16 protein-coding genes, 2 pseudogenes and 1 riboswitch are annotated in these 24,319 nt (G+C 50.2%); of the genes and pseudogenes, 6 read left to right on the top strand and 12 right to left on the bottom strand.

Going from position 1 to position 24,319, the window contains the following annotated elements; genetic code table 11:
• Positions 1–19: 19 nt before the first annotated feature.
• The 8 genes from OIN60_RS20265 to OIN60_RS20300 all read right to left on the bottom strand — a co-directional run bounded on the left by OIN60_RS20265 (position 20) and on the right by OIN60_RS20300 (position 11,421).
• On the bottom strand, positions 20–922 hold the full coding sequence (locus OIN60_RS20265) for an ABC transporter ATP-binding protein (protein ID WP_305756684.1): 903 nt from the start codon (positions 920–922) through the stop codon (positions 20–22).
• Positions 915–1,304 carry a GntR family transcriptional regulator gene (locus tag OIN60_RS20270; protein ID WP_305756685.1) on the bottom strand — a complete coding sequence of 130 codons (390 nt, stop codon included), beginning with the start codon at positions 1,302–1,304 and terminating at the stop codon, positions 915–917. The genes OIN60_RS20265 and OIN60_RS20270 overlap by 8 nt, the downstream gene beginning before the upstream one ends.
• 178 nt (positions 1,305–1,482) lie before the next feature.
• Positions 1,483–2,421, bottom strand: a complete 939-nt coding sequence (locus OIN60_RS20275) for a nucleoside hydrolase (RefSeq protein ID WP_305756686.1) — start codon at positions 2,419–2,421, stop codon at positions 1,483–1,485.
• Between the two features lie 31 nt (positions 2,422–2,452).
• Entirely contained in the window at positions 2,453–4,129 is a 1,677-nt protein-coding gene (locus OIN60_RS20280) for a DEAD/DEAH box helicase family protein (RefSeq protein WP_305756687.1), read from the bottom strand.
• Between the two features lie 172 nt (positions 4,130–4,301).
• On the bottom strand, positions 4,302–4,700 hold the full coding sequence (locus tag OIN60_RS20285) for a hypothetical protein (protein ID WP_305756688.1): 399 nt from the start codon (positions 4,698–4,700) through the stop codon (positions 4,302–4,304).
• 122 nt (positions 4,701–4,822) lie between these two features.
• Positions 4,823–5,016, bottom strand: a riboswitch (cyclic di-AMP (ydaO/yuaA leader).
• A gap of 177 nt (positions 5,017–5,193) precedes the next feature.
• Positions 5,194–7,797 (bottom strand): rhamnogalacturonan lyase, encoded by a 2,604-nt coding sequence (locus tag OIN60_RS20290; protein WP_370872560.1) that lies wholly within the window; start codon positions 7,795–7,797, stop codon positions 5,194–5,196.
• A 216-nt stretch (positions 7,798–8,013) separates the two neighbouring features.
• A complete protein-coding gene (locus OIN60_RS20295; RefSeq protein WP_305756689.1) occupies positions 8,014–10,155 on the bottom strand; it encodes a WD40/YVTN/BNR-like repeat-containing protein in 2,142 nt (713 codons plus the stop codon).
• 141 nt (positions 10,156–10,296) lie between these two features.
• Entirely contained in the window at positions 10,297–11,421 is a 1,125-nt protein-coding gene (locus tag OIN60_RS20300) for a type II asparaginase (RefSeq protein ID WP_305756765.1), read from the bottom strand.
• A gap of 273 nt (positions 11,422–11,694) precedes the next feature.
• Between OIN60_RS20300 and OIN60_RS20305 the strand changes: the two genes are divergently transcribed.
• Positions 11,695–12,999 carry a hypothetical protein gene (locus OIN60_RS20305; RefSeq protein WP_305756690.1) on the top strand — a complete coding sequence of 435 codons (1,305 nt, stop codon included), beginning with the start codon at positions 11,695–11,697 and terminating at the stop codon, positions 12,997–12,999.
• 251 nt (positions 13,000–13,250) lie between these two features.
• On the opposite strand, the gene OIN60_RS20310 is transcribed toward OIN60_RS20305, so the two are convergent.
• The gene (locus OIN60_RS20310; protein ID WP_370872561.1) at positions 13,251–14,450 is read right to left on the bottom strand and encodes an MFS transporter; all 1,200 of its coding nucleotides are present in this window, start codon (positions 14,448–14,450) and stop codon (positions 13,251–13,253) included.
• Between the two features lie 286 nt (positions 14,451–14,736).
• On the opposite strand from OIN60_RS20310, the gene OIN60_RS20315 reads away from it, so the two are divergent.
• The 5 genes and pseudogenes from OIN60_RS20315 (at position 14,737) to OIN60_RS20335 (ending at position 18,646) form a co-directional block, all read left to right on the top strand.
• Complete coding sequence (locus tag OIN60_RS20315; protein WP_305756692.1) at positions 14,737–15,396, top strand: TetR/AcrR family transcriptional regulator; 660 nt, start codon at positions 14,737–14,739, stop codon at positions 15,394–15,396.
• 101 nt (positions 15,397–15,497) lie between these two features.
• Positions 15,498–16,634, top strand: a complete 1,137-nt coding sequence (locus OIN60_RS20320) for an alpha/beta hydrolase (RefSeq protein ID WP_305756693.1) — start codon at positions 15,498–15,500, stop codon at positions 16,632–16,634.
• A 240-nt stretch (positions 16,635–16,874) separates the two neighbouring features.
• Positions 16,875–17,613: pseudogene (locus tag OIN60_RS20325) on the top strand (Tn3 family transposase); the annotation flags it as partial.
• Between the two features lie 398 nt (positions 17,614–18,011).
• Positions 18,012–18,245: a hypothetical protein gene (locus tag OIN60_RS20330; RefSeq protein ID WP_305756694.1), complete on the top strand. Its 234-nt coding sequence runs from the start codon at positions 18,012–18,014 to the stop codon at positions 18,243–18,245.
• Entirely contained in the window at positions 18,242–18,646 is a 405-nt protein-coding gene (locus OIN60_RS20335) for a type II toxin-antitoxin system VapC family toxin (protein ID WP_305756695.1), read from the top strand. Before OIN60_RS20330 ends, OIN60_RS20335 begins: the two co-directional genes overlap by 4 nt.
• Before the next feature lie 462 nt (positions 18,647–19,108).
• Here OIN60_RS20335 and OIN60_RS20340 read toward each other — a convergent pair.
• From OIN60_RS20340 to OIN60_RS20350, 3 genes and pseudogenes are all read right to left on the bottom strand, one after another.
• Positions 19,109–20,168: pseudogene (locus OIN60_RS20340) on the bottom strand (RNA-guided endonuclease InsQ/TnpB family protein).
• Between the two features lie 611 nt (positions 20,169–20,779).
• Complete coding sequence (locus tag OIN60_RS20345) at positions 20,780–22,882, bottom strand: alpha-galactosidase (RefSeq protein ID WP_305756696.1); 2,103 nt, start codon at positions 22,880–22,882, stop codon at positions 20,780–20,782.
• 103 nt (positions 22,883–22,985) lie between these two features.
• Positions 22,986–24,284 (bottom strand): ABC transporter substrate-binding protein, encoded by a 1,299-nt coding sequence (locus OIN60_RS20350; RefSeq protein ID WP_305756697.1) that lies wholly within the window; start codon positions 24,282–24,284, stop codon positions 22,986–22,988.
• Positions 24,285–24,319: the final 35 nt, after the last annotated feature.

Raw genomic sequence — 24,319 nt, forward strand, 5'->3', positions numbered from 1 at the left:
TTGACGGATTACCCCGCCGTTAAAGAAGAATCAGCTGGATGTCATAGCCGGCGTCCCCCATTTCGTAAATAAAGATTTCCTCCAAGGTAAGCGAAAGCACATCAAACACATAGGGGTCGAAGGATTTCACGATACGGCTGACGTCTTCACGTTCTCCCCGTACAATGTAGAGGACAACGCTGCCTCTGGTCTCCTTGTGCAAAACATCCAGCCGCTCTTCCATAACCTGCTCATGAGCCTGCTCCCGGAACGCGATCTGGATCTTATGCGTGTCCTCCTTCAAATCATCCACTTCTTTCTCCAAAACCAGCCGTCCCTTGTGCATAATGGCAACATGATCACATAAGTCCTCGATTTCGCGCAGGTTATGGGAGGAAATGATCACCGTCATGCCACGTTCGGCCGCATCCTGGAACAGCAAATTTTTAACATGCCTGCGCATGACCGGATCCAGACCATCAATCGGCTCATCCAGCACCAGCAAGTCCGGCATGCAGCTAAACGCCAGCCAGAAAGCGGCTTGCCTGCGCATCCCCTTCGAGAATCGGCTCAGCTTGCGCTTCGTATCCAGCTTGAACACTCCGCCAAGCATGGCGTAACGTTCCTCGTTCCAGCCCGGGTACACCGACCTGTAAAAACGGGCCATCTGCTCAATGGAGGATTGCGGAAAAAAGTAAGGGCTATCCGGCAAAAAGAACATACGCTGCTTCACCTTGGGATTTTCATAGACGGTCTCCCCCTCAATTGCAACTCCACCCTCATCAGGTTTGTATATGCCTGCAATCATTTTCAGCAGTGTGGTTTTGCCTGCCCCATTGGAGCCAAGCAGACCAAAGATGGAGCCTTTCCGCACCACAAGTGTCAGACCATCAACCGCCGCTTCCCCCTGAAATCGTTTCGTGACCTCTCCCAGCTCAATCATGGGGCATCCCCCTTTCCTGCCGCTTCACAGCATCATGATACAAATCGTCGATCTCCCGTTTCGTCCATCCCAGAAATACCGCCTCTGTCATCAAACGCAGCAGCTCTGTCCGAAGCTTCTCTCGGCTCGCTTCCTGGGGATGGTGCTCGGGCGGAGCTACAAAGCTGCCTTTTCCCTGCACCGAGTAGATGTAACCCTGGCGCTCCAGCTCCCGGTAGGCTTTCTGTATGGTGTTCGGATTTACAGTAAGCTGGGATGATAGTGTACGCACGGACGGCAATTGCTCGTCCACCTGCAGGGCACCGAACACGATCAGATCCCGGATCTTATCCTGCAGTTGTTCGTAAATCGGCTTGCGGCTCCGCACATCCAATTCGAACATACTTCTCCTCCCTTCCTTGGTGTATTGGTTCTGCCGCTTCCGGTCTCACCATAACGCTCATCAACTGTACTACTATTAATAATACAGTTAATACGCTTTGTCAACAAAAAAGAGCCGCCGCTACCTGCTCGAAATTAGCAAATAGCGACGGCCCCTTTGGAGCCTGCTTCCATATGATTTAAAGTATACGCCCCAGAAAATGCTGCAGAAAGCGTTCCGCGTCAACTTCAACACATACGTCGATAGTCTTTCCAGCACCGGTGGACGCTTCATCGGCTGATATTTCATACGTACGGCCGACGGTTGGGGAGTCTCCCGTGTCCACAGCAACATACATCGGCTGTGTGGTCACAAAATCCGGAGCAATCGCCACACCTACAGCGAGCGGGTCATGCAGCGCGCAGCCTGCGATGCCCGGCTTGAAATCTTGATAAGCCTGCATATAAAAATCGGTCATATCCGCCATAAATTCGGCCAGCTCACTGCCCTGATCGCGCCAGGCGTCCACGGCAGATTGCGGAAGCAGCGTCTGCATCGTCACATCGAGGCCTACTAGCGTTAGCTTGAAGCCTGCGGTTAATACGTATTCCGCCGCCTCAGGATCTGCATAGATATTCGCTTCGGCTGTCGGCTTCACATTACCCGGCACAGTCACCGCACCACCCATAATGATCAAACGGTCAAGCAGCTCCGGCAGTTCAGGACAACGATCAAGCGCAAGCGCCATATTCGTCAACGGTCCTACAGCAATCACCGTCAGCTCCCGAGGATATTTGCGCGCCTGCTGAATGATAAAATCAGCCGCATGCTCTGCAGCCGCCGAACGCAGTGGATGCGAGCTAAAGCAGTTGCCAATGCCGTCTTCCCCGTGAATATGCCTCACATAGGGCTTGAACAGCTCCCTTGCATAGGGCTTGTCCGCTCCTTCATACACCGGGATCTCTTTATTCAGCTTCTCCAGCAGCACCAGTGAATTGCGGGTCGCCTCCGGCAGCGAAATATTTCCGAATGTTGTCGTTAATCCAAGCAGCTCCAGTTCAGGCGAGTGAACCGCATAACCAATGGCCAGCGCATCATCAATGCCTGTGTCCACATCCAGTATGATTCGTTTCTTCATTCCTATCCTCCATCAGCAGTTATCCAACTGATTATACACCAATGGATGCCACAAGTCCCGAACACAGCGCTTCGCTCAAAAACCAGTCTGAGAACTCTGCTCTCCATTCTACTTTGATTCGTTGGAACAGCTCTGTGCAGGAAGTATGGTATGCTTGAACCGCCTTCTCTCCCCCAAGCTCACTGCTGCCGACCTTGCTTCGCAGCTCAGATACACCTTCCATATACCGGACCCAATGTTTGTCCAGCAGTTGAATGTACTTCCTGCCCCAATGCAGAAGAGTCCTGCTCACTGCCGGCCGTTTCAATAGACACAGCCAAATATCAGACCAAGCCTGCTGAAGCTCCTGTCCGCCCAGAGCAGCTCCCTGCAGCAGCAGATGGCCATCTGCCAGTAGGTCACGCCCCAGCATCAACAACCGTGTCTGCACCTTCTCCCGATCAACAGCATCGCTTTCAAGGATCATGGAGGAGACATGCGCATGCAGCACATGCTTGATATTGGCCTTCTCCCACATTTGATCACGCCGTTCAAATATAAGCTGCCGGTGGGTATGTACAATCCGTTCCATTTCCACCATATGCAGCCATTCCTCTTCCCAGCGTGCTTCATTCAGCCGCAGCATCAATCTGTGACGTTCCTCTGTTGTCTTCGGCCATATCGACACTTCCCGGCAGGATGCCTCAGCTTCTCGGGAATCTCTTTTTACCAGACACTTCAGACCGGCTGTTCTCAGACTTTCCGCTGAATCGGTCGCCGTTGTCCCGTCTGTTCCGGCAACCCGGAAGGAAACCTGCTGCCGACGATAACTTATGACTTCTTCCGTCAATGACCTTTTTCTCAAATCGGAAGCGGACAAAATAATCGTGTCCAGGCCATAAGCTCTCTGAAGAAGGCTTGCCTCCCTGCCAGCTCGGTCCGTCATGCCCGCGAGGCTCCCGTACTGCTGCATATAGTGATGCACCGATATTTCAGCATGGGGCCCCGTATGCGGATGCTTCGTTGCTCCGCATGGCTCCGACAGGGTGATCGGGGTCAGCAGCTGATGAACCAGCACCTGCTCGGCATCGTCGATGACCGCGCAGGCATTGAACATCTGCATACGTTCGCCTGCATTCATGATGAGATGATCGTGTAAATAATCTGAAGCAAATTCCCTGAAATCACCGAAAGTGATGTCCGTTAGATAAGCCTGCTGCTTTTCGGCGGCCGATGCATCTGTAAGATTGCAGCCTGCGGTAAGCCCAAGCAGGGTATACACCGGATATAGAACCTTATAGTCCTTCCATGAGGATTGATTTTCCAGCGACATCATATGTACCCCGCGTCCCTGCTGGGCATACCATGCGCATGTCAACACCGAGGCGAGCAGCCTTTCTTCTCTGGATGCCATTTGAACGATTTTCCCCTCGGACATCCACCAGCCTGCCGTTATCTGAAGCTCATGCAGTTCAAGCCCGGTTACCCGTTTGACCGCTTCCTTCACTGCCGCAAACACGCGGTATTTATGCTGATGGCTGCCTTGTTCCGCTCCTCTGCTTCGTCCGGCGAGGTTCATTTGCCTTTTCAATTCACTGTCCTTCACAAATCGGAGCTGCCGATGCAATGAAGTGATCTGGATCAAATGCTGATCCATGGAATCCGGATGACTTTCGGCTGTCTGCTGCCTCCGTTCACTCATCTCAATCATTCCTTTGGATATATTCATATCTTTTTTTACATCCCAAGGTAACATACTATTCTGAACGGATTCTGAACAAATATTCAAAGCTGAAATAATCGAACAAAGAGGGGAGCTATAATTCTATGTTAAGCGAATAAAATACAGCAAAATACAGCAAAAAAAGCCGTGCAAAAAATTCACGGCCCATCTACGATCCTTATCCATGTAGAATAAACCCGACTTCCCCTGTCTTGGTATAAATCACATGATCCGCGCCCATCCGCTGGTACACGCATCTCGGATGCATCATCTGCCGGGTAATCACATACATCTCACTCTCCGTCCAAGACCTGCAGATTTGCAGATAGCGGCAAGTGAGATTCAGACTGCTTTCAAATACAAAAATTCTCCCAACCGTCATTTTGGGAATCACCCATTTGTCCATCATGGACGTATCGATTCGGATGATTTGCTCCACTCCCTGCTTCGCAAATTGCTTCTCTTCCGCGCTGCTGTTGGTCAGCACGGCAAAGGACAGGCGGTGATGCATTAGCAGCTTTACAAATTTCCGGCCGTCATTGTTAGGAGCAACAACCAGAATGGTCTCATTTGGCATTCGGATCCTCCTTGAATATTCGGGGCAACAAAAAAAGAAGCCATGGGGTCCGAGTAGCGTCCCACGGCTTCTTCCGGAGTCCATAACCGATCAAGCATGAACTGGATTTCAGTCGGTTTTGCTGCCTCTCCCTGTACGCTTACGAGGTTAGCTGTCGGATTCGGGCGAGAGAGTCGCCCTACGCGGCCGAGACCTTGAAATCTCCTCCGCGATTCACCCCTGCAGCCACACCTATTCCAGCTCTCATACCGGAATAAGACGGCTGCTTTGGTTCCCCCATTTTCCGCTTTGCGCGAAAATTCAGCGATTAAAGCAAGATAACTATTATTGAAAGATTTAAATTACGAAATGAATCATACACCCCGCCGACAGACAGTGTAAAGACTTGTATTTCCCGAATCTCCTAAAAATTTGCTGTAAGCAAAAAAACAGGAGAAACGTTCGTCCCCCCTGCCTTCATAAATCCCCTGTTTCTTGCCGCCTTCCTTCTACTTTATTTTTCCGTATTTCCGATAAACAACTGCGCATACCGGGTGAGACTCCACGCGGCCTGCTGGGAGATCTGCTCCTCTTTTTGGTTTTGGCTGATCTGAGAAATAAATTTCGTCATCAAACCTGCAGCTTTGTCTGCATCCCCTTGCTCCAGTTGCTTCTGAGCCTGCTTCAGCGTGCTGTTCAGCCGGGAAGCGAGATCCCCCTTCACTTCTTTCGCTGCACGATACTGATCAAATGCGGATTTCAGGCCGTTCAGCGCGCCAGGCGCATGGAAGGCGGGAAGCGGCACATCCGCCCAATTCGTGTCTGAGGCCAGATAGAAACTGGTATACGATGGTTGATTGTATCCCATATTTTGCCGAGCCACCCCGGTTCGATACTGCGCATCATGCATGAGGGTGTACATTTTGCGATCCGTCACTTCCGTGCTCAGATAAATTCGGATGGCAGAGCTATCTGTCTTGCGGACAAGCATCTCTTCTCTCCAATCCCCGAAAATATCCGCCACCAGCGAAGGCGTGCCCTTGGTGTAGTTGTTGGTCCGTGTTCCGTCGGCTGTCAATAGGACACCGCGTTTCCAGTCTTCGATCACCGGCGTAACGTCAATCGCCCCGTTCACAATTTGCGTTGTCATGTCCGCTGCCCATTTTATGTTCATATTAGTGCCAGGCATGCTGCTGCTGATCTGCTCCCCGTCTGCCGTCCACAACCCGACCGCCCATGTCTCCAGCCCCCGGCGTTCAGGCTCAATATCCCCTACCATGCCGCGTCCTGTATCCTTGCCTGTATATCCGCCATAGATGACCTCCCCGGTTGCCGCATCACGCAGAGAATAGCCGTAAGGAGCATAGGTGCCACCTTCATGAACCATGAAAATCTCCTGTCCCGGCCGGTCCGGGTCAATATCCGTAACATGCAGCGCATCCCCGTGTCCCAGACGGGCAATGGTTCCGGGAGCCGCGCTTTGCGCAGGCATTTCATCCATAGAGCTGTACAGTAGGCTGCCATCGTGATCCACGGTTGCCGAGCCATAGACGATTTCATCCTTGCCGTCCCGGTCAACATCCGCTACGCTCAGGGAGTGTGCCCCCTGGGTCGTCAATGTGCCCAGCTCCGGATCGGTGCCGTCCCTGCCGTGCGGACTGTCATTAAACGGATTGCTCATGCTCGTCCAGCCGCTGTCCGCCACCCACTGCTTCCGCAGATGTTCACCATCCCACTGGTAGGTTACGAGGACAGAGCGTGTGTAATAGCCGCGCGCAAATACGGCGGACGGACGAATGCCATCCAGATAGGCCACTCCTGTCAGAAAACGGTCCACCCGATTCCCCGGCTCAATCCGGGCCATGGCATAATCTCCCCACATCAGACCATCGTCCTGCCGTCCCGGCTCATAGCGCACGGTATCCAGCTCTTTCCCGGTGTCCCCGTCAAAGACTGTTAAATATTCAGGTCCATCCACAATAAAGCCTGCAAAGGTGCGCAGATCATTCCTGCTGCTGCGGGCAGGCGCGTATTCATCGATGAAATAGTCCGCCAGCTCCTCCGCGTCCGCACGGGACAGCGGGTATTCATACCTTTGCTCTACCCCGAAGCATTCCTCCAGCGTCGCCGGCCAATGTCCGTTCAGCACCTCCTCATGCCGATGCCAGTTCATGAACATGTCCACCACATGCTCGTAATAATCATCGCTGCTCATCCGGTAATCATCCTTATGACTGTAGCCTGCCCGGATATCCTCACGCGGCATCGTAATGTACCGCTCCTTAGCAGGTCTACCTTTTTGGTTGTAGGTGATTACTTTTGTGCCCGGGGCCGTTTTGAACATCAGCTCAGAGCGTCCGTCCCCGTCGAAGTCATAGACCAGCATTTGGGTATAATGCGCGCCAGAACGGATATTTACCCCGAGATCGATCCTGTACTTTAAGGTCCCGTCCATCGCATATGCATCGACATAAGTATTCCCGGTATATCCTTTTTGTGACACATCCTTGGAATTGGAGGGGTCCCATTTTACAAAAAACTCGTATTGCCCATCTCCGTCCGTATCGCCCACACTCATGTCATTGGCGGAATACGTGTAGCCTTCTCCGGCAGGAGTCACTCCGTCGGCAGGCTTTTGCAGCGGGAGATCGTAGAAACCACCGCTCCAGGGGCGAACCGCAGCACTTTTGCCCAACTCCAGTCCATACACGCTGTTCGCAGCCCCATGCTTCACTTCCTCTTCATATACCACGGCGGCAACAGAATACAAGGATTGGGAGGTGCCCTCCGTATCAAGATAGTTGGTGCTGTCTGTCACAGTCGCAATATTGATCCCGTCCCGATAGACGTTAAAATGAGCTCCGGTCAAGCCGGATGCCGAGTCCCCCGTTACTTCATCAGCCAGCAGACGCCAGCTCAGAAACTGCCCGCCTTCCACAGAAGCGGCCACCAGGCCCCGGTCCAGGTATTCCAACTGAATCCCGTTCGTATTGTCCGGCGGTGCTCCCCTGTCCGCGTATACATTCGTCCCTCCGCCTGGCATTCCTGCGATCAGCAGCGCTGCCCCTACTACGGTGATTGCCCATTTTCTGACGTGCCTGCTTGTATGTCTGCCCATTCTCATTTCCCCTTCCTAATATTCAAGTGAAATGATTGCGCTTTCATTATAATTCCTTCTCTATTATAGTTTTGCCTGGGCAGGTCGCACATTTAAATTTCAGAGGCTTTTCGCTGCTAATCCGTAGAATTCCCGGCGCAAGGACGACAAAGAGAGGCATCCAAAGGATGTCTCTCCATGCTTTTACAGAGACATAACCGTTAAGTATAATACGCCTTACACCCGCTCTCCATATAGAATCCCCGTTCCATTTGTACCTATATAAACACGGCCGTATACCCTGCGGTCACCTGTCATCGCGTTGGGGTCGTTGCCGGGGAACGGATAATCGACACTGATTTTAACCCAGGTTGCTCCCATATCGTCCGAGCGGAAGATGCCCTCATCCTTAAATCCGCTTACTTTGCCGTACACAAATACAGCAGGATTGGTGCGTCCAGGGGCATTTTTGCCAAAACAGAAGAGAAATGCCTGTTCAACGGACGACAGCTTGCTGAAATTCAGGCCGCTATTGCTCGAACGGTATATTCCTTGATCATTGAGACTGACCCATACCTCTCCCTTTATACCGGGAGCTGTCTGCACCGCATGCCAGGAGGTAGCCTGCGACGGCAGTGTAGCAATATGTGTCCATGTCGCGCCCTTGTCGTCGCTGCGGAAGAAACGGCCTGTTTTCTCATATGCATAAAACAGATTGCCGTGCGCCTTGTCCGCAGCAAGCGGCTGATAATAGTTGGCGAAAATATGCGACCCTGTCAGCAGCTTCTCCGGTCCTCCCGTGCTTCGGTTCCATGTGCGGCCCCTGTCTCGGGTATAATAAATAGCCCCCTGCTGCGGCACCCAGACGATATGGTTAGGAGACACTGCCGATACCGCGACCTTGCCTCCCTGGGCACCTTTATAGGGAAGGCTGGCGAATGCCGTATAGTCCAGTCCCCCATTCACGGAATATCCCCCGTTGCCGGGATTCGCGCGCCCATCGCCGTTCCAACCGTAGGTACCGACCCGCACAACAAAATTCGGGTTGTTCTCCTGAATGTCAATACCGGTTGTCGTCAGTTCCTTAATGCCGCCTTTGCCTGTAAAATAGGTGGCTTCGGGATATTGATCAAGGGAAGTGTGATCAAAGCCGCCGTTATCCGCAATCCCGCTGTGAAGAATGCAGCGTCCATCCGGAGGGCTGACGAGATTCGCCACATTCACAACCGTCTCCAGCCCTTTTGCATCATTACACCACAGGGAAGGGATCTGCGTGATGTCATCCGTCCGCCATGCGTAGTACCAATCGGTCATCCAGACCCTGCTGCTGTTGAATGGATCAATGGTCAAGGAAGAGGTCGCCGAGGACCAATGCCAATCCGGCATCCACGGCACCAGCAATTCTCTGCTGTATTGCACCTGCTGCCAGGTGGCACCGCCATCGGCTGAACGATAGATCGGGTTGCCGTGGCTGTCGAGCCTTCTGGCCGTCATTAATATTTCGGGCCGCTGCGCATCCTGAGTAATGGAGCCGAAGGTTTTGCCTGCATCCGGTGGAGGCGTGATATCCGTCCAGACGCCCCCGCTGAATTTAGCAAGTCCCTCCCCGTGCGCTACATACAGGGTACCATCCGCACCGATTAACCCGCGATTCGGCCGGAACGGACTCCCTTCGAGTATATTCCAGGTCTGCCCGGCATCCTCGCTTACGTAGACACCTGATTTGAAAGCGCCTACAAAAATTCTGCTGCTTCCTTGCCCCGGTGAGCCGGATGCCGGATCACACAGAATGAACGAGATTCCATTCGGTGCATTGTTCAGTACCGGAAAAGCATCCACATGCACCCAACTGCCGTTGGCCGCCCCTTCCGTGCTGCGGAACAAGCCGTCAAACCTGGAGCCAAAGTACACCGTACGACCGTCATTCGGATCAACGGCCAACCGCTCCCCTGCCGTTCGATTGGAACCGTTTGCATGCATGCGGACGTCCTTGCCATTGACCGATAATCCTGTGCGGGTCCATGTATGGCCGCGGTCTACCGATTTGAAAATATCGCTCGGCGTCCAATAATCGTATTTGCCAAGTGCGGCATATACGATTTCCGGATCGGACGGATCCAGGGCGAGACTCTCACCGCCATACAGATTCACATTACTGCGATTCGCCCAGCCCGAAAGATGAATCCATCTGCGGTTCGGCTCATCCCAGCGGTACAGTCCGCCTACATCCGTCCGGATGTATACCAGATTAGACTCCTTCGGGTGCACCACCAATCCTGTCACATAACCGCCCCCACCAATAGCCACACCCCCCCACGCATACTTGTCCGACACCTCGATGGTTCTCGCCAGGACTTTCTTCATTCTGATGATTTCCATTGTTCTTCACCCTCTCTTCTCAATTATGGCTACTAACAAGCGGTTACCGCTTGTCTGTTATCATTGTATGCCAGAAAAATGGAAAAATCCCCGTTCCGAAGTGGGAACGAGGATTTTTTCTTGATTACCTGCTGGAGCCATTCAGTACTCGTTGAAATAAGACTGGATTTGCGCCGCATCCTTCGTCTTAGTCAATGCAAGCATTAGCAAAATGCGGGCTTTTTGCGGATTCAGAGAGTCCGTTGACACAAAATTTCTGGCAAGGTCCGAGCTTGAGGAGGACACCGTTCCGCTGCCGACACGGGTAGAGCGGGCGATAATGATCCCTTTTTCACCTGCATCCTCTGCTCCTTCAGATGAAGCGCTAGACATCGAGCCGTTGCCGGAGCCGGCGACGACAATGCCTTGGGCCCCTGCCGCTGCGGCCGCATCATACAGATAACGTCCGTTGTTTTGGTATTCGTATAGAATATCGACCTGAGGCAGTTCCGTCAGACCGGATATATCAAATACGGATTCGGTCGTATGCTTGCGTGTTGGTTCATTATAGAACAACACTTTGTCCCCTACTACAGCGCCAAGATACCCCTGCTCAACAGACTTGAAGGTATCTACAGCCGTCGTATTGGTCTTGGTAATATATCTCGCAGAGCCAATCCGGTCATTCAGCATAATCATAACCCCTTTGCCTTGGGCTTCAGGAGTACTGACCACCTTGACCGCATTGTACAGATTGAACGGGCCATCTGCACTGATGGCTGTCGCCGGACGCATTGAGCCGACTACTACGACCGGTTTGTCGCTTTTGACGACCAGATTAAGGAAATAAGCCGTTTCTTCAAGCGTATCCGTGCCATGAGTAATGACAATTCCGTCCACATCTTCACTGGCAAGCAATTCATTAATCCGTTGGGCCATTTGCAGCAGAATGGTATTGTTAATATTTGGGCTGCCGACGTTGGCAACCTGTTCACCGCTGACATTCGCAAGCATCTTCATCTCAGGAACAGCGTTGATTAGAGTCTCTACGCCGAGAGCTCCTGCCTTATAGCCCGTTGTATCCGTATTGGAGCTGGATGATCCGGCAATCGTTCCGCCGGTAGCCAGAATAACCACATTCGGAAGGGCTGGATTGACTTCAGATTGTGCGGGTACAGCCGTGACTTCCATAGCCGCGGCTGCCGTTCCGGTCAGTCCGCCTGTCGGTAGTAATGTGCTGGCAAGCAGACCGGCAGTCAGTACAGGGATAAAGAATAGTTTTCTCATTTTCATGGCTCATTCCCCTTCCAAATTCTTTCCACAAACAGTAATGTTAAATAACAAATAAGATATTTATATGTGATTATAGTAACAAAAAAAACAAATAGTCAATAAATATGTAATGAAACATAACATAATCAAGAAATACAGCGTGTATACAACGTGGAACTGCCCTCTCATTTGAAAACACGGCATCTTTCAAATCATATTGACAGAGCTCACCTAAGAGGATATGATTCTAGCAATTTCTTTCGAGAATCATCAAAGGGGGATGTTTCATTGTCAGCTTTATTCAAATCACATACCGTGTCACGTAAAGTGCTTACCATCTCTACCGCATTCGTAATTTCCACCCTTGCAGCTACGGGCACTCCAACGTTCGCCGCTGCACCGGTGGCGGAAGCCGTTGTTACGGCTCCTTCATTGTCCAGCTCCAAGGCAAACAGCAATATTTCCTACCTGCAAAACCGTTTCGAGGTAACTTTGCCAGCGGCGCCAACAGTGGGCGATTATATCACCGTGATGGGCAAGCTGCTGGGGCAGACGCCGCCATTTGCAAAGGATGCTGCTCCCTTGACTCAAGTAAATGCAGTCAGTCTTGCTGTGAAAGCAGCGGAACTGAAGGAATTGGCAGATACCTACACACCTGAGAAAGCCGCCTCTTCACTGGACCAAGCGGGCGTTAGCGGTATTGAGAAGCTAAGCCCCGAGATCATCCAGGAGTTGGCTGCTGCTGTGGATACAGGTCTGCTTCCGGCGGATGCTGTGGGCTCCTTTAGACCGGATAGCCAAGCGGACAACGTTTTGGCGGCCGATTTGCTGGCAGGTGTCCTCTCTTTTCACGGCTCGTATAAATCTTACATAGGCAGTGTGCTGGATAACGATATTTTCGCAAAGCTGAACGATGCCTACGACACCCAGGAGCTTGTCATGGCACCGGAGCTGCAGAAGATTTTCGATGAAGGCCTGAAGCAAGGTCTGTTCACCGGCTACAACATTAAAGATCAACGCTACGACGCCCACTTTGATCCAACCTTGTCCCTTACCTACGGACACAGCGACCTCAAGCATTCCATTCAACTGATCGGACTGCTGCGCAGTGAAGGCATTCAGGCGAAGGTACAGTTGGAACCGAAAACATCGGCTTTTGTCTATCTGCAGGAGTGGGGCACTCCGACAGAATCTGATGATTACAAGGTGGTACAGATTGAAAACGGCAACTATATCGCCTATGCCAAAGAATACGATCTGGCTCTGGAATTTGAATCTGCTGCGGACAAAGAGCAGTTTGACGGCGTTGTGAACCGATATGCCAAAAAAGACAGCGAAGATGAAGCCGGGCTGATTACTGCCTCCTGGTGGCAGCCGCTCTATTACTCGCTCCCGTCCATGAACAATTATATGAAAATCTCGAATAACCGGATTGACGCCGGCAGCTACTATGCACAATCCTTTTCACTGAAGGAAGACACAGAGACCATTGCTGAAGGATTGAACAAGATCGCTCCTGAAGCAGAGGTGCAAACCTATGATTTCTGGGTGGATGCGCCGTTCTACCGCTATCTTAACGGGGAATCCTCCTGATAAGATTTCTTCTGAGATGAATATCGAAAAAAAGGAGTGTCCCAGTTTATTGACCGGGGCACTCTTTTCGTGCGTGGGTGAGGCGCTCCGAGAACGAAGCATTCCTACAATCGCTGTTGCCCCTTTGGGGCAAAGGCGAACGCTTCGCTTTTCCGGAATTGCTTCGTTCTCTCCGCTGCTGCGTGCCTCCCCCAACTTAACAAGAACAACCGGACATCGCAATCTTCTGGTTTAACAAAATTGAAAAAGGATTATGCTGTATACTCCGTGTCCCTCTGCCGCATCAGCAGAGGGGTCAGCACAAGTGCCCCGATTACGAGCAGTCCCCCACTCAACGCATAGACCGTGAAGAGCGAGAGCTGGTCTTTAAGAAAGCCGGATAACGACATGCCGATCACCATCATGCCCATAAAAAGAGGCGTAATCGCTCCGCTCACCCGCCCAATCAGGGCGGCTCCGGTATTCTGTATGATCATGGTCTGAATCCCTGCCTGTACCCCGGAGTAGGCCAAACCGCCAATGACCTGGACCGCGATCGTCAGCGCGGCCACAGTCGATGCGCCAGTTATAACAGTGACAAGCGCACTGCCCATAAGCCCTGTCAGCAGCAGCACCTGCGGCTTCACCCGCTTCGCCACCAGCATAATGAGGATTCCTCCCGCAAGCATGGCAGCCCCGTTGGTCAGTAACAGCCACTGAAGGAAAGTCTTTTCAAGCCCCAATTGATCAACCGTGACGAACAGCAGCAGCGGCTGAGTTAATCCTGCGGCCAGACCGGTCACAGCAAAGGTAACGCTGAGCACCCTCAGCGAGCGGTTAGCCCATAAATAACGAATACCCTCCTTCATTTCTTTCATAATATTCCCGGTTTGTACAGACTTCTTCTCCTTGGCATCCTTAGGCAAAGTGGACAAGATCAGCGCCGAGACGGAAAACATAATCACCGTCAAAGCCAGGGAAATCTCAATGCCGTATTGCAGAAAAATAAACGTGCCGATCATCGGGCCCAATATCATAAACACCGATACCAGCGTTTGCGACATCCCCATAACACTCTGCAGTTGTTCGGCGGGAACATGCTGCTTGTAAAGCTTCATGCCCGACGGCTGCGAAAATTGCGATAGACTGGCCGATACAAGCGTTCCCGCCAGCAGCGCCGCCCAGGTTCCGTATAAAAGAGCAAGCAGCACCCCGAGTACAGAAACGGCGGAAAGCAAGTCACACCATACCATCGTGCGCTTGGGACGCCAGCGGTCGGCCAATGTCCCTCCGATGATCGCAAATACAAAAATCGGCGCATATTCCACCACGGAAATCAAGGATACATAGAACGGATCATTGCGGGTCAAATCCGTGACGTAAAGCAGAACGGCGAAGTTTCTGATCCAGATCCCGAGCTGCAGAAAGATCCGGGATAGGATAATCGTCCGGACATAACGGTTGTTCAACATTTCTCTCATCCTTTGCATGTTAGAATTACAAATCACTCGCTTTATTTTATAGATAATTTATATTTTTGTCTATTATTTTATAGACATAAAATTATTAAATCTATTTAATTTAAATATTTCCAAGATATCGTAGGTTTATATGTCTAGTATTTACATTCCAAATTAAAAAGCCCAACTTCTCTGCAAATCAAAATAGAGAAATTGAGCTTTTCAAATACCATTTGACATGTGAATGTATTATCAGTATAGTATGAATCAATTCACACTTCGCATTAAGGAGGAATCTATGCCAAAAAATACTTTCTTTCGTTTAGATGAAGCAAGGCGCGAGGAAATATCTAATAGCGCTATGCATCTTTTTGTTGATCATCTTTACGAGGATATAACTATGAAGATGGTTTTGGATAGTTTGTCCATGCACCCCGGAACATTTTATCGGTATTTTGAAGACAAAGATGACCTTTATTGTCTCTTAATACGTAATGTGACCCAGAAAAGAGCTGCGTATTTTAATAACAGTAATGAAGACTCCCTTTTCCAGTTTTTCCTTACTGGCTTATTGGGTAACGTTAATGGCATTGTGACCGAGCCACTGAATGAGTTGGAAATCAAACTCACTGAAACATTTTTATACATTCCTGAGAATGTTTTGCTTAAAATATATCTGAATGTGCTAAAGGGCGAGTCATCCCCCTTAATCAAGAACATTTTACGCCGAATGAGGGTTGATGGATATCTCCGACCTGATATTGACGACGACCTGATTTCTTTTATGTTTGAGTCAATGCAGTTTAATTTAGTCATGTTTTTTAGGGAATTCGATATTAAGGACTCTAAGCTGCAACATAAGATTAGCAAGTACTTTGCTGACTTTATGGGTCATGGGCTGCTTGAAGATCATAAATATTCTGAAATTGTGAGCGATCTCAAGAAAGCCAAGGAGTAGATATGATTCACTGAAGATAGGATGTAATAGTTTCACAGTTTTGAAAAGCGCTCATAGCGCAATGTATGTATCTCACATATTAATTAAGGGGGAACAAGAAAATGAAAACTTATGACGTATTTCCACAACCAATTGGCGGCTATACCGTCGGTCGAACCCAGATGGATTTTGAGTACACGGCATCAGATCACTCAAAAAGAGAACTGACGGCGTTTGTCTACTATCCGTCCGACAGTAGCGAAGGGAAGACTACATCAACGTACATGTTTCCTGAAGTCTACGAGATGTTTAATGAGCAGCCACTTCTCACTGCGTTGAAGAATGTTTTCTCTATAGATATCAAGACCCAGTGTTACGACGACCTTGCTCTCTCCGGGAAGGAAAAGCGCTATCCGGTGTTATTCTATGTTTGCGGAGGGGGTGGTTCTCCAGAATGGGGTACGGTGATCTGTACAGACTTGGCAAGCATGGGATATGTTGTGGTAAGCATCGGCCATCAGAATAGCACGATGTATAAGCGTAAAGATGGGCGCCTGTTTAATGTAGCAAAGGATTTTTCGGATGTCCTTATGGCGTTTGGTGAAGATCCGGAGATGCTGGCGTTGGCTGGTAAGATGGAGATGCGGCCTGACGATGAAACTGCCATTGAGATGTGCCGTAACGTGCTTACATTGCCGATACTTGCCAAGTTAACAGAGTATAGTGAATTACAGGCAGAAGATGTAAGGTATGTAGCCGATTATCTTTACAAACTGGACTCTGGAGAGCTGAATTCCATCTTTAAGGACAGATTGTTGCTTGACATCGGCATGGGCATAGTCGGACATTCTTATGGAGGGCCAACGACGGCGATTGTTTGCCGGGACGACGACCGGTTCGTCTGCGGGATTGGCTTGGATAGCGGTGCGTTCGGCCTTCTCGACAGCGACCTTAAGAAACCCTTCTTGCTGCTGTTTTGTGAACCTAACTACAACATGAATGCGATAATTGGCGCTAACAATAGCATGGAAACCTATTATTTCTCTGTTGATCGTGTTGCGCATTTAGATTACTGCGACATCGTGTTTACCAGTGTTAATGAGGAAGTCAGAGGCGAACGGGATGCTATGGAGATGCGAAATCTTGTTACAGACTATACGAAGAACTTTTTTGATCATTACATCCTGCAGAAGGCTGCAAGTGTAGAAAGTCTGGCATACGATGGCGTGGACTTGATCAAAAAGACCAGCAACAAGTGACATAACCGAGAGGTTGCTGATAAACGCATGTCAAAGAGCTAGCCGTACAGACACAGAGCCGATAACCCTATTACGCGGTTATCGGCTCTCTCATATTTCAGGCATTGTTTTCTATTTGAAGTATCTATTTCTGTCTTAGCTTGACATCATCCCACCCAAAAAATTGAAAATGCTATTTGTGAAAATATTCAGATTGAAACCTGCCATGACTATGTCCTTTCATACTTCGCTACCTGATTGCCGTCAGCCGAAACATTTCTAAAAGTAATAGAACGACTCGAATACATACGAGGTATGGAATTAGAAACGGTACAAATTAGTCATTTGCATCGCAATCGTCTGTTACAGCTATCTCGCTTAGGTTCAAGATATGAGCCTTATGCATTTCGTGACTTTCAAGAAAATAAACGATATTCGATATTAACCGTCTATTTATTACATCTTACTCAGGAGTTAACGGATAAAGCTTTTGAAATTCATGACAGACAAATACTCAGTCTGTTATCAAAAGGCCGTAAGGCTCAAGAAGAAATTCAGAAACAAAACAGTAAAAAGCTGAATGAAAAGGTAGTAGACAATATAGAGATTTTGAGGAATATTTGTTTTCAGAGGATACATGGAATCAAACGAAGGGAAATACGAGGTTATCAGTTAGTTTATCATTCGGAGACTTTATGACAGAGAGAAACAGCAGCCTTAATGAAAGATTAAAGTGGTTATCTGCAAATTTCAACAAGTTAGATGGAGTTTCTCTTGAACAAGGAAAGTTATCAATTTCACGCTTAGAAAAAGATGCTCCAGAAGAAGCAAAAAAATTTAGTGCAAGTCTTTATCAGATGCTTTAGGAATGGGAATGAATATTGGATTGAGTAAGATGGCTGAAGCAACACCCGGACTTACATATAAGCAACCAGCCAATGTGTCTCAATGGCGCATGTATGAAGACGCAATGAATAAAGCCCAATCTGTATTAGTGAATAGCCAAGATGAACAGAAGGAATATATGGAGCGGAGGAGAAGGAACCGCTTGATCTTACCTTCGAAAATGAAGCGAGGCTGCACGGCATCTATCAACAGCTGAACGAGCTGGAGAAGGAAGTGAAAGAACTTTCAAGTCAGGCCGATCATACAAGCCGGGCCGATCAGCGAACCGGAAAGCGGACCAAACCTAACAGCAAATTCAAAGGAGGCATCGAAAGGCATCAGGAAAGGCCTGTGTGCGTTATCCGTTGATGGCCTTGTACATAGGTCCGAGGCGGAAGGTGTATGCTTGTATCCAGCAGTTCCGGCATCGGGTATAATGATCTGTAAGTAAAGAACGAAGAGACTCGCAGGATCAAATGATTCGGAATCTATTTTTGAAAGGAGCGTCTCTCCATGTCAATGGTACGCAAACTCCATCCTCATATTGCAAAAGACTTAAGGAAGTTTTTATCTGAAAACAATATTTCCACCAAAAAGCTGGTTATTGATCTTGATGCAGAAACGATTGAGGACTTCGATGATTATTCCGTTGACGATATTTTAAGTGTAGCGGGAATTCTGAAGCCTGGGGAAGCGCAAGAATTATTAGACCACATTCAAGAGTCTCGGGAGGGCTGGGGAAAGTGACACATAGCCACTCCGGATACTTATTCGATTCGAACATTGTCATCGCCATTCTGGACAACGACCATGCCGCTGTTAACCTAGTTCGACAGGCCCAAGAAGAAAGACGGCGAATATTTTTTTCAACGATTACTGAGTGCGAAGTATTAAGCGGAATCAAACACAGTCAGTTTTTAATAGCGGAGCGAATGTTTTCCTCCAGATATGTGATCCATGTTGACTCTGCCATTGCAAGAAAAGCCGCTTTCATACAAAGCGAGCAAAGAGGCAAAGGGCGAAAAATAAAGACTCCTGATGCCCTTATCATAGCAACTGCCTTTATAGCTGATTTGGTATTGGTTTCACGGGACTCAGACATGAACTTTGTTACGAGTGAATACGGGATGACTCTGCTTAAGGTATGATGGTGCATGGCAGGAGACACAATATTATACCGCAAACCGTTTGGAACATCCTCGATAAGGAAGGTCGATTTCGCTACGTGTCGGATTATTTCCGCTTTCTGCACCGTTCCTTTGTCAAAAAGTCACAGCGAGGACCATTTCTAGATTTAGCTGATTCCTTGTGTTGCCGCCCGTTTCCCGACAGGGAAACTGAGCGGCAATAGTATTTTTGTTAGATTGAAACTGGTTCCTGTGTTGAAGAGCAGTTGGGGAAGCTGGCATGATGATTCCCCCCATGATAAGCTAGGCACCTTCAGGGAGTGAGTGCTCCCACCGCCTGAAGAGGCGGGGCTTCTTGTTTCGACGATCGCTGCCTTTCTGTAGGAAAGGTCTGACTGGATCTCCACAAGCGTTCGATGCGGCACACGCATCCCGTTCGGGGCAAACCCTCCCTACGGTATTCAGTCCATCACGCTACGATGCTCAAAGCCCGCTGCAAAATGACCTGGGCCGAAACGATGTCTCTGTCCTGCACCCGTCCGCATGCTTTGCATTCATGAAGCCGGACGCCAACGTTTTGGGAACATTCGCACCGCATATGCAGGTTTGCGATGTGCCGTGGGCGGGCACTTCTACGAGTCGCTTCCCCTGTCTTGCCGCTTTATACGACAGATACGTGATGAACCTTCGCCATCCGGCATCCGAGATGCTTTTGGACAGCCGGCGGTTACGGATCATGTTCTTCACTTTCAACTGCTCTACCGCAATTAGGTCATGTCTCTGAACGATGCGGTGCGATTGCTTGTGCAAGAAATCTTTCCGCTGACGCGCCACTTTCTGGTGGATGTTCGCGACCTTCTGTTTGGCTTTCTGCCGGTTGCGGGAACCGCGCGCTTTCCGGGACAACCCACGGCATCTTCTCTGCTCTTCGAAGATGCCGTGGGTTGTCCACCTTCGTCTCATCGGACAGCGCCGCAAATGTGCGCAGCCCGACGTCGATGCCCACGGCTGTTTCCGCCGTCTGACTGGCTTCCGCTGCCTCTATGTTTACGCCGATCCCCGCAATCCACCCGTCTGAATGCCGTTTCACGTTGATTTGGGTCACATTCGCCCGGTCAAACGGTCGATGTGCACGCATGCGGACAAAGCCGATTTTGGACAGATAGACGTATCCATCCCGGGCGAAAGTCTTGTCTACCGCACCAGGCTGAGGGTATGTAAAGGAGAGGTATCGGTCGGCCGACTTATAATGGGGAAAACCCGCCTCGCCGCGAAAGAACCGCTGATAGGCATCATCCAAACGCCGCAGGCAATCTTGTAGCACTTGTGAATGAACTTCTTTATATTCGGGAAATTCCTTCTTGAAGGCGGGCAATTCATTTTGCTGCATGGCATAGGTGACGGTTCTGCCCTCTTGATGGTAGACGGTATCCCGTTGCTCCTTCGCCCGATTGTATAGCTTCCGGCACATGATCAACGTTCGGATCATGAGTTTTTCCTGTTCGGGGGTCGGGTAGAGGCGAAATTGATACGTGATTTGCACGAAGGGTCACCGCTTTAATAGGAACGTATATTCCTATCATACCACACAAACATTCGACTAGGAAAGTGCCCGCCTCATACAATAGACAAGTGCATTTAGGCTTCGCCTAACCGAGATTCATCCCCTGCTCAAAGTTTTGTGAGCGCTGCTTCCTGAATAAACTTCGAACAAAACTCGCTTCGGAAGCATAGGCTTAGAGGAAGGGGACTTCTCTCGGAAGGATGTTAAAACTATAAACTTTGGTTGCGGTAGCTTCCATTCTCCTCACTCTCCTTTTCTTTTCCAAATCTATAATCTCTTATCATTTTTGATAGTAGATTATTCGATAGGTTACTTAGGAATATTTTCGGAGTTCAGTATAATTCCATAGAAGTCAGATTACCCAGCAGTTCGAACAATTCTATGTAATGTCTATAACATTATAGTACGGACTTGAATAGCAAGAGCCATTGCCAATATACGCTGGAGAATAGTTTCAAAACAAGGTCCTGAAAAGCCGGTCCAGCAACAGGCCAACCAGGAAATCCGGTTGACCTATAGATACGAGGGAGCTTCGTCAGATCATTTGCCCTGTCGCAACACTCTCTGGAAATAACGATTGAGCTGCAAAACTATTCCTGTACCTGGATTTCCAGCAGCCTTGCTGCTGTCGGTCCCGGCATGCTGATCTGAAGCTCGCCCTCCACCGCATCCCACATCCAGGAGCATTCATAGCCCTGCGGGTACAGACAACGAATATCGGCGGATTTTCCCTTCAATTCATCGAGCGGCAACACCACGGTCTCTTTCTCTCCACCGGTCCGCCATACCGCTACATACCGCTTATTCCCGCTGCGCAATCCCAGGCTGATCCAGTCATCCTGCGGCGTGGGCAAGCCGAGCGGCCAGAAAGGCAGAGCTTCGCGGATATCCTGCCGGATCGTTTTATATACATCCAGCGCTTCCTTGACCAGTGCCTTTCTGCGCGGACTCAACTCTGCCAGATGTCCGCTTTGATGCACTCGCAGCAGCAGGGCGTTGACCATATTGAAAATCACTTCTTCATCGTCACCCTCGCGCAGCGGATACGACCATACAGCAGACTGCTCGGGAGTGAGAGCGGCCGGTGAAGCAGCAGCGATGGAGGCGTACTTGATGTAATCCTCCTGGTCGCTGGTGGACTGGATGCTGTGCCTGCTCAGCATCGCATAATCCATCCGCATGCCGCCGGAGGAGCAGTTCTCGATGACCAGCTCGGGATAACGTGCGAAGATGCTGTCCAGCCAGGCCAGATACGCACGGTTATGCTGCAGCAGCCCGTCTCCGAAGCTGTCCGCTTCCGTCTCGGTACCTATCCCTGCATTAATGTTATAGTCCATTTTGATATAGCCTACCCCATAGTCCTCGACCAGACGGCGAATCACCTCGTCGGCATGGGCTCTGACCTGCGGATGGCGATAATCCAGTTGATATCTGCTGCGGTCCTTCACCCGTTTGCCATGTCTCATGAAAAACCAGTTATCGTCCGTGTCCGCCAGCTTGGGGCTGTTCATTCCTATGACTTCCAGCTCCAGCCACAAGCCTGGGATCATCCCCTTGCTGCGGATATAATCAAGTGCATCCTTTATGCCCTCCGGGAAACGTTCAGCAGACGGCATCCACTCACCTACACCGTCCCACCATTCAGCGTCCGCATACCAGCCTGCGTCGATACAGAAATATTCACAGCCTACCTCCGCCGCGGCATCTACCAAAGGCAAGAGCTTGGCCGTCGTCGGACTTCCCCACAGGCAGTTCATATAATCATTGAAGATGATCCGCAGCTCCCGATTATCGCGGTTAGGTCGCCGTATGATTCGGCGGTAAGTGGTCAGTTGAGCGACGGCTGCTTCGAAATCACCCTGAACCACGCCAACTGCAGCCGGAACTGATGTGAATTCCCGGCCAGGCTGGAGTCGGACAAGCCAGTGGTTGTCATGCTCCGTTGGACCGCTGATCAGCACCGTCAGCGTATCGGACTGTTCAATAATTTCCCAGTGCCAGGAGCCGTTATGCTCGATCTGCCAGAACAGGCTGGAGCCTGCCTCCCTGTTCTCCAGCACGGCCATCGGCACATGCTCTGCGGCCGACCATGAACCGGTATTGCTGCAGGACACACGCTTGGAGCCCCTGTCCTTCATATGGGACATGCCCAGCTCAGGCAGCGAATAGGTCCTCCACTGCAGCTCGCTCTGCCAGCCGTGGTGGGGGATGGAAATCCGCATTTTGTCGTCACGGTCTCTTTCCCCCTCCTTGTCCAGTCCCGTCAGCGCGAACGAAGAGACATACTCTACATCTGCCGGCTCGCTGCCGTTATTTCTGAGTACCGTCCAACTGCGGACAACCTGCACACCCTCATAAAACTGAAGATGCTGCACCGCCTCTACCCCGGTTACCGGATCTTCAAGCTTAATTTCAACCTTGCGGCCCAGCGTATTGCGCTCGTCTCGGTGGCCGCTATAGGTCATGCGCAGGCCGGGATAGGATGCCCGGTGTGTCCTTCCGTGATACTCTGCCCGGTCCTCACCAGACAACTGCAGCTCAAGCAGTCGATATCCCGGTTGATGCTGCTCCTGAATGGAGCCTTCTCTATAAGGCTGTGCTGCAAAATGCAGCAGCCTCACATCCTTCTCTTCCGTTACTTCCAGTACCAGATAAAGCCCGTTTTCCTCAATCTCGATTCGATCCGCCTTCATTGCCTGCTCATCCCTTCTTGTTCTGCCGCCGCAGGTTCTGTATACAAACATAACTCAGCACAAATGCGCCGAGTTATGTCCACAATTTATATAAGTCTTGATCCTACTGAGCGGAGCCCAGTTGAACCCATGCTTTCTCAATCTCGGTGACCGTCTGATCCTTCGTCGCATTGCCACCCACATAAGCCTGCATCAGCTCACCGAATTTCTGATGGAACGTATCCAGCGAGTAGTTAACGGACAGATCGCCGGACGACTCCGTTTTCAAAATTTCTTCCATTTGCTTCGGCATATCCAGGTCAGGCAGCGGAGCTTCCTTGATCGGCGGAATCACCTTCGCTACATCGGAGAACCAGCTTTTGCCATAATCTGATGTATACAGCCAGTTGAAAAAGGCAATCGTCTCATCCTTAACCGGGGAATCCACGTTAATGCGCAACGCCTGGTCCGCACCGGTTACAATTTGCGACTGCTCAGGCTTGTCGCTGACCGGATAACCCATAATGCCGATCTTCAGCTCAGGGGTGATTTTCTTGAGCGCTTCCTCATCCCATGCACCTTTACCTGTCATAAACGCAGCCTTGCCTTGAGCAAAATCGCTCACTTCCGCATTGCTGTCGCGTTCAAGCGGTTTGTCGGTGCCATTGGCTATAGTCAAATCGATAAAGGAAAAGAAGTTGTTGTACAGCACCGGATAATCCTTGATATGCGCCTTGCCTGCGATAAAGTCGCTGACAAGCTGCTTCGGTTCCACACCCGCATCTTGAGCGGCGGTATTTACATAGTGCATGAAGATATGCTTCCATACCCACCATTCTTTATAAGCGTTGGCGAATGGCGTAATGCCTTTGGCTTGCAGCTTCGTAACTGCATCCTGCATTTCGGCAACCGTCTTTGGTGGTGTCGTAACACCAGCCTGCTCCAGTAGATCCTTGTTGTAGATCAGGGCAAACAGATTGCCCTTCACTGGCAGGCCAAGCACTTTGCCGTCCGAGGAGCTCATATTGGCGCGCACCGCATCCGTCATCGCTGCGGCCAGCGGCTCGTTCGTCAGATCCGCACTGTAATCCGCATACGTGTCAATGTCGCCGCCGGCGGTGGTCTGGAATACATCCGGCGTGCTGCCTGATGCAATTTTGGATTTCAGGATGGTGTTGTAGTCGGACTGCATAATTTCCAGATTTATCGTAACATTCGGCTTCACCTTCTTATACTCGGCAATGTATGCGTTAAAGGCGTCCGTATACTCAGGAGAAGCGGTAAACATGTTAATTGTAACCGGTTTCGAATCATCGCTGCCGCCTGTGTCAGAGGAAGCTTCATTACCGCCGCCTCCGCAGCCGCTCAGTAAGCCGACTGTCAACAGGAGACTGCCAGACAATGCCGCGAACTTTTTGAACATCGATATTCCCCCAATTGATCGTTTAATTTGTTTTC

The sequence above is a fragment of the Paenibacillus zeirhizosphaerae genome (assembly GCF_030705605.1).
Taxonomy (GTDB): domain Bacteria; phylum Bacillota; class Bacilli; order Paenibacillales; family Paenibacillaceae; genus Paenibacillus; species Paenibacillus zeirhizosphaerae.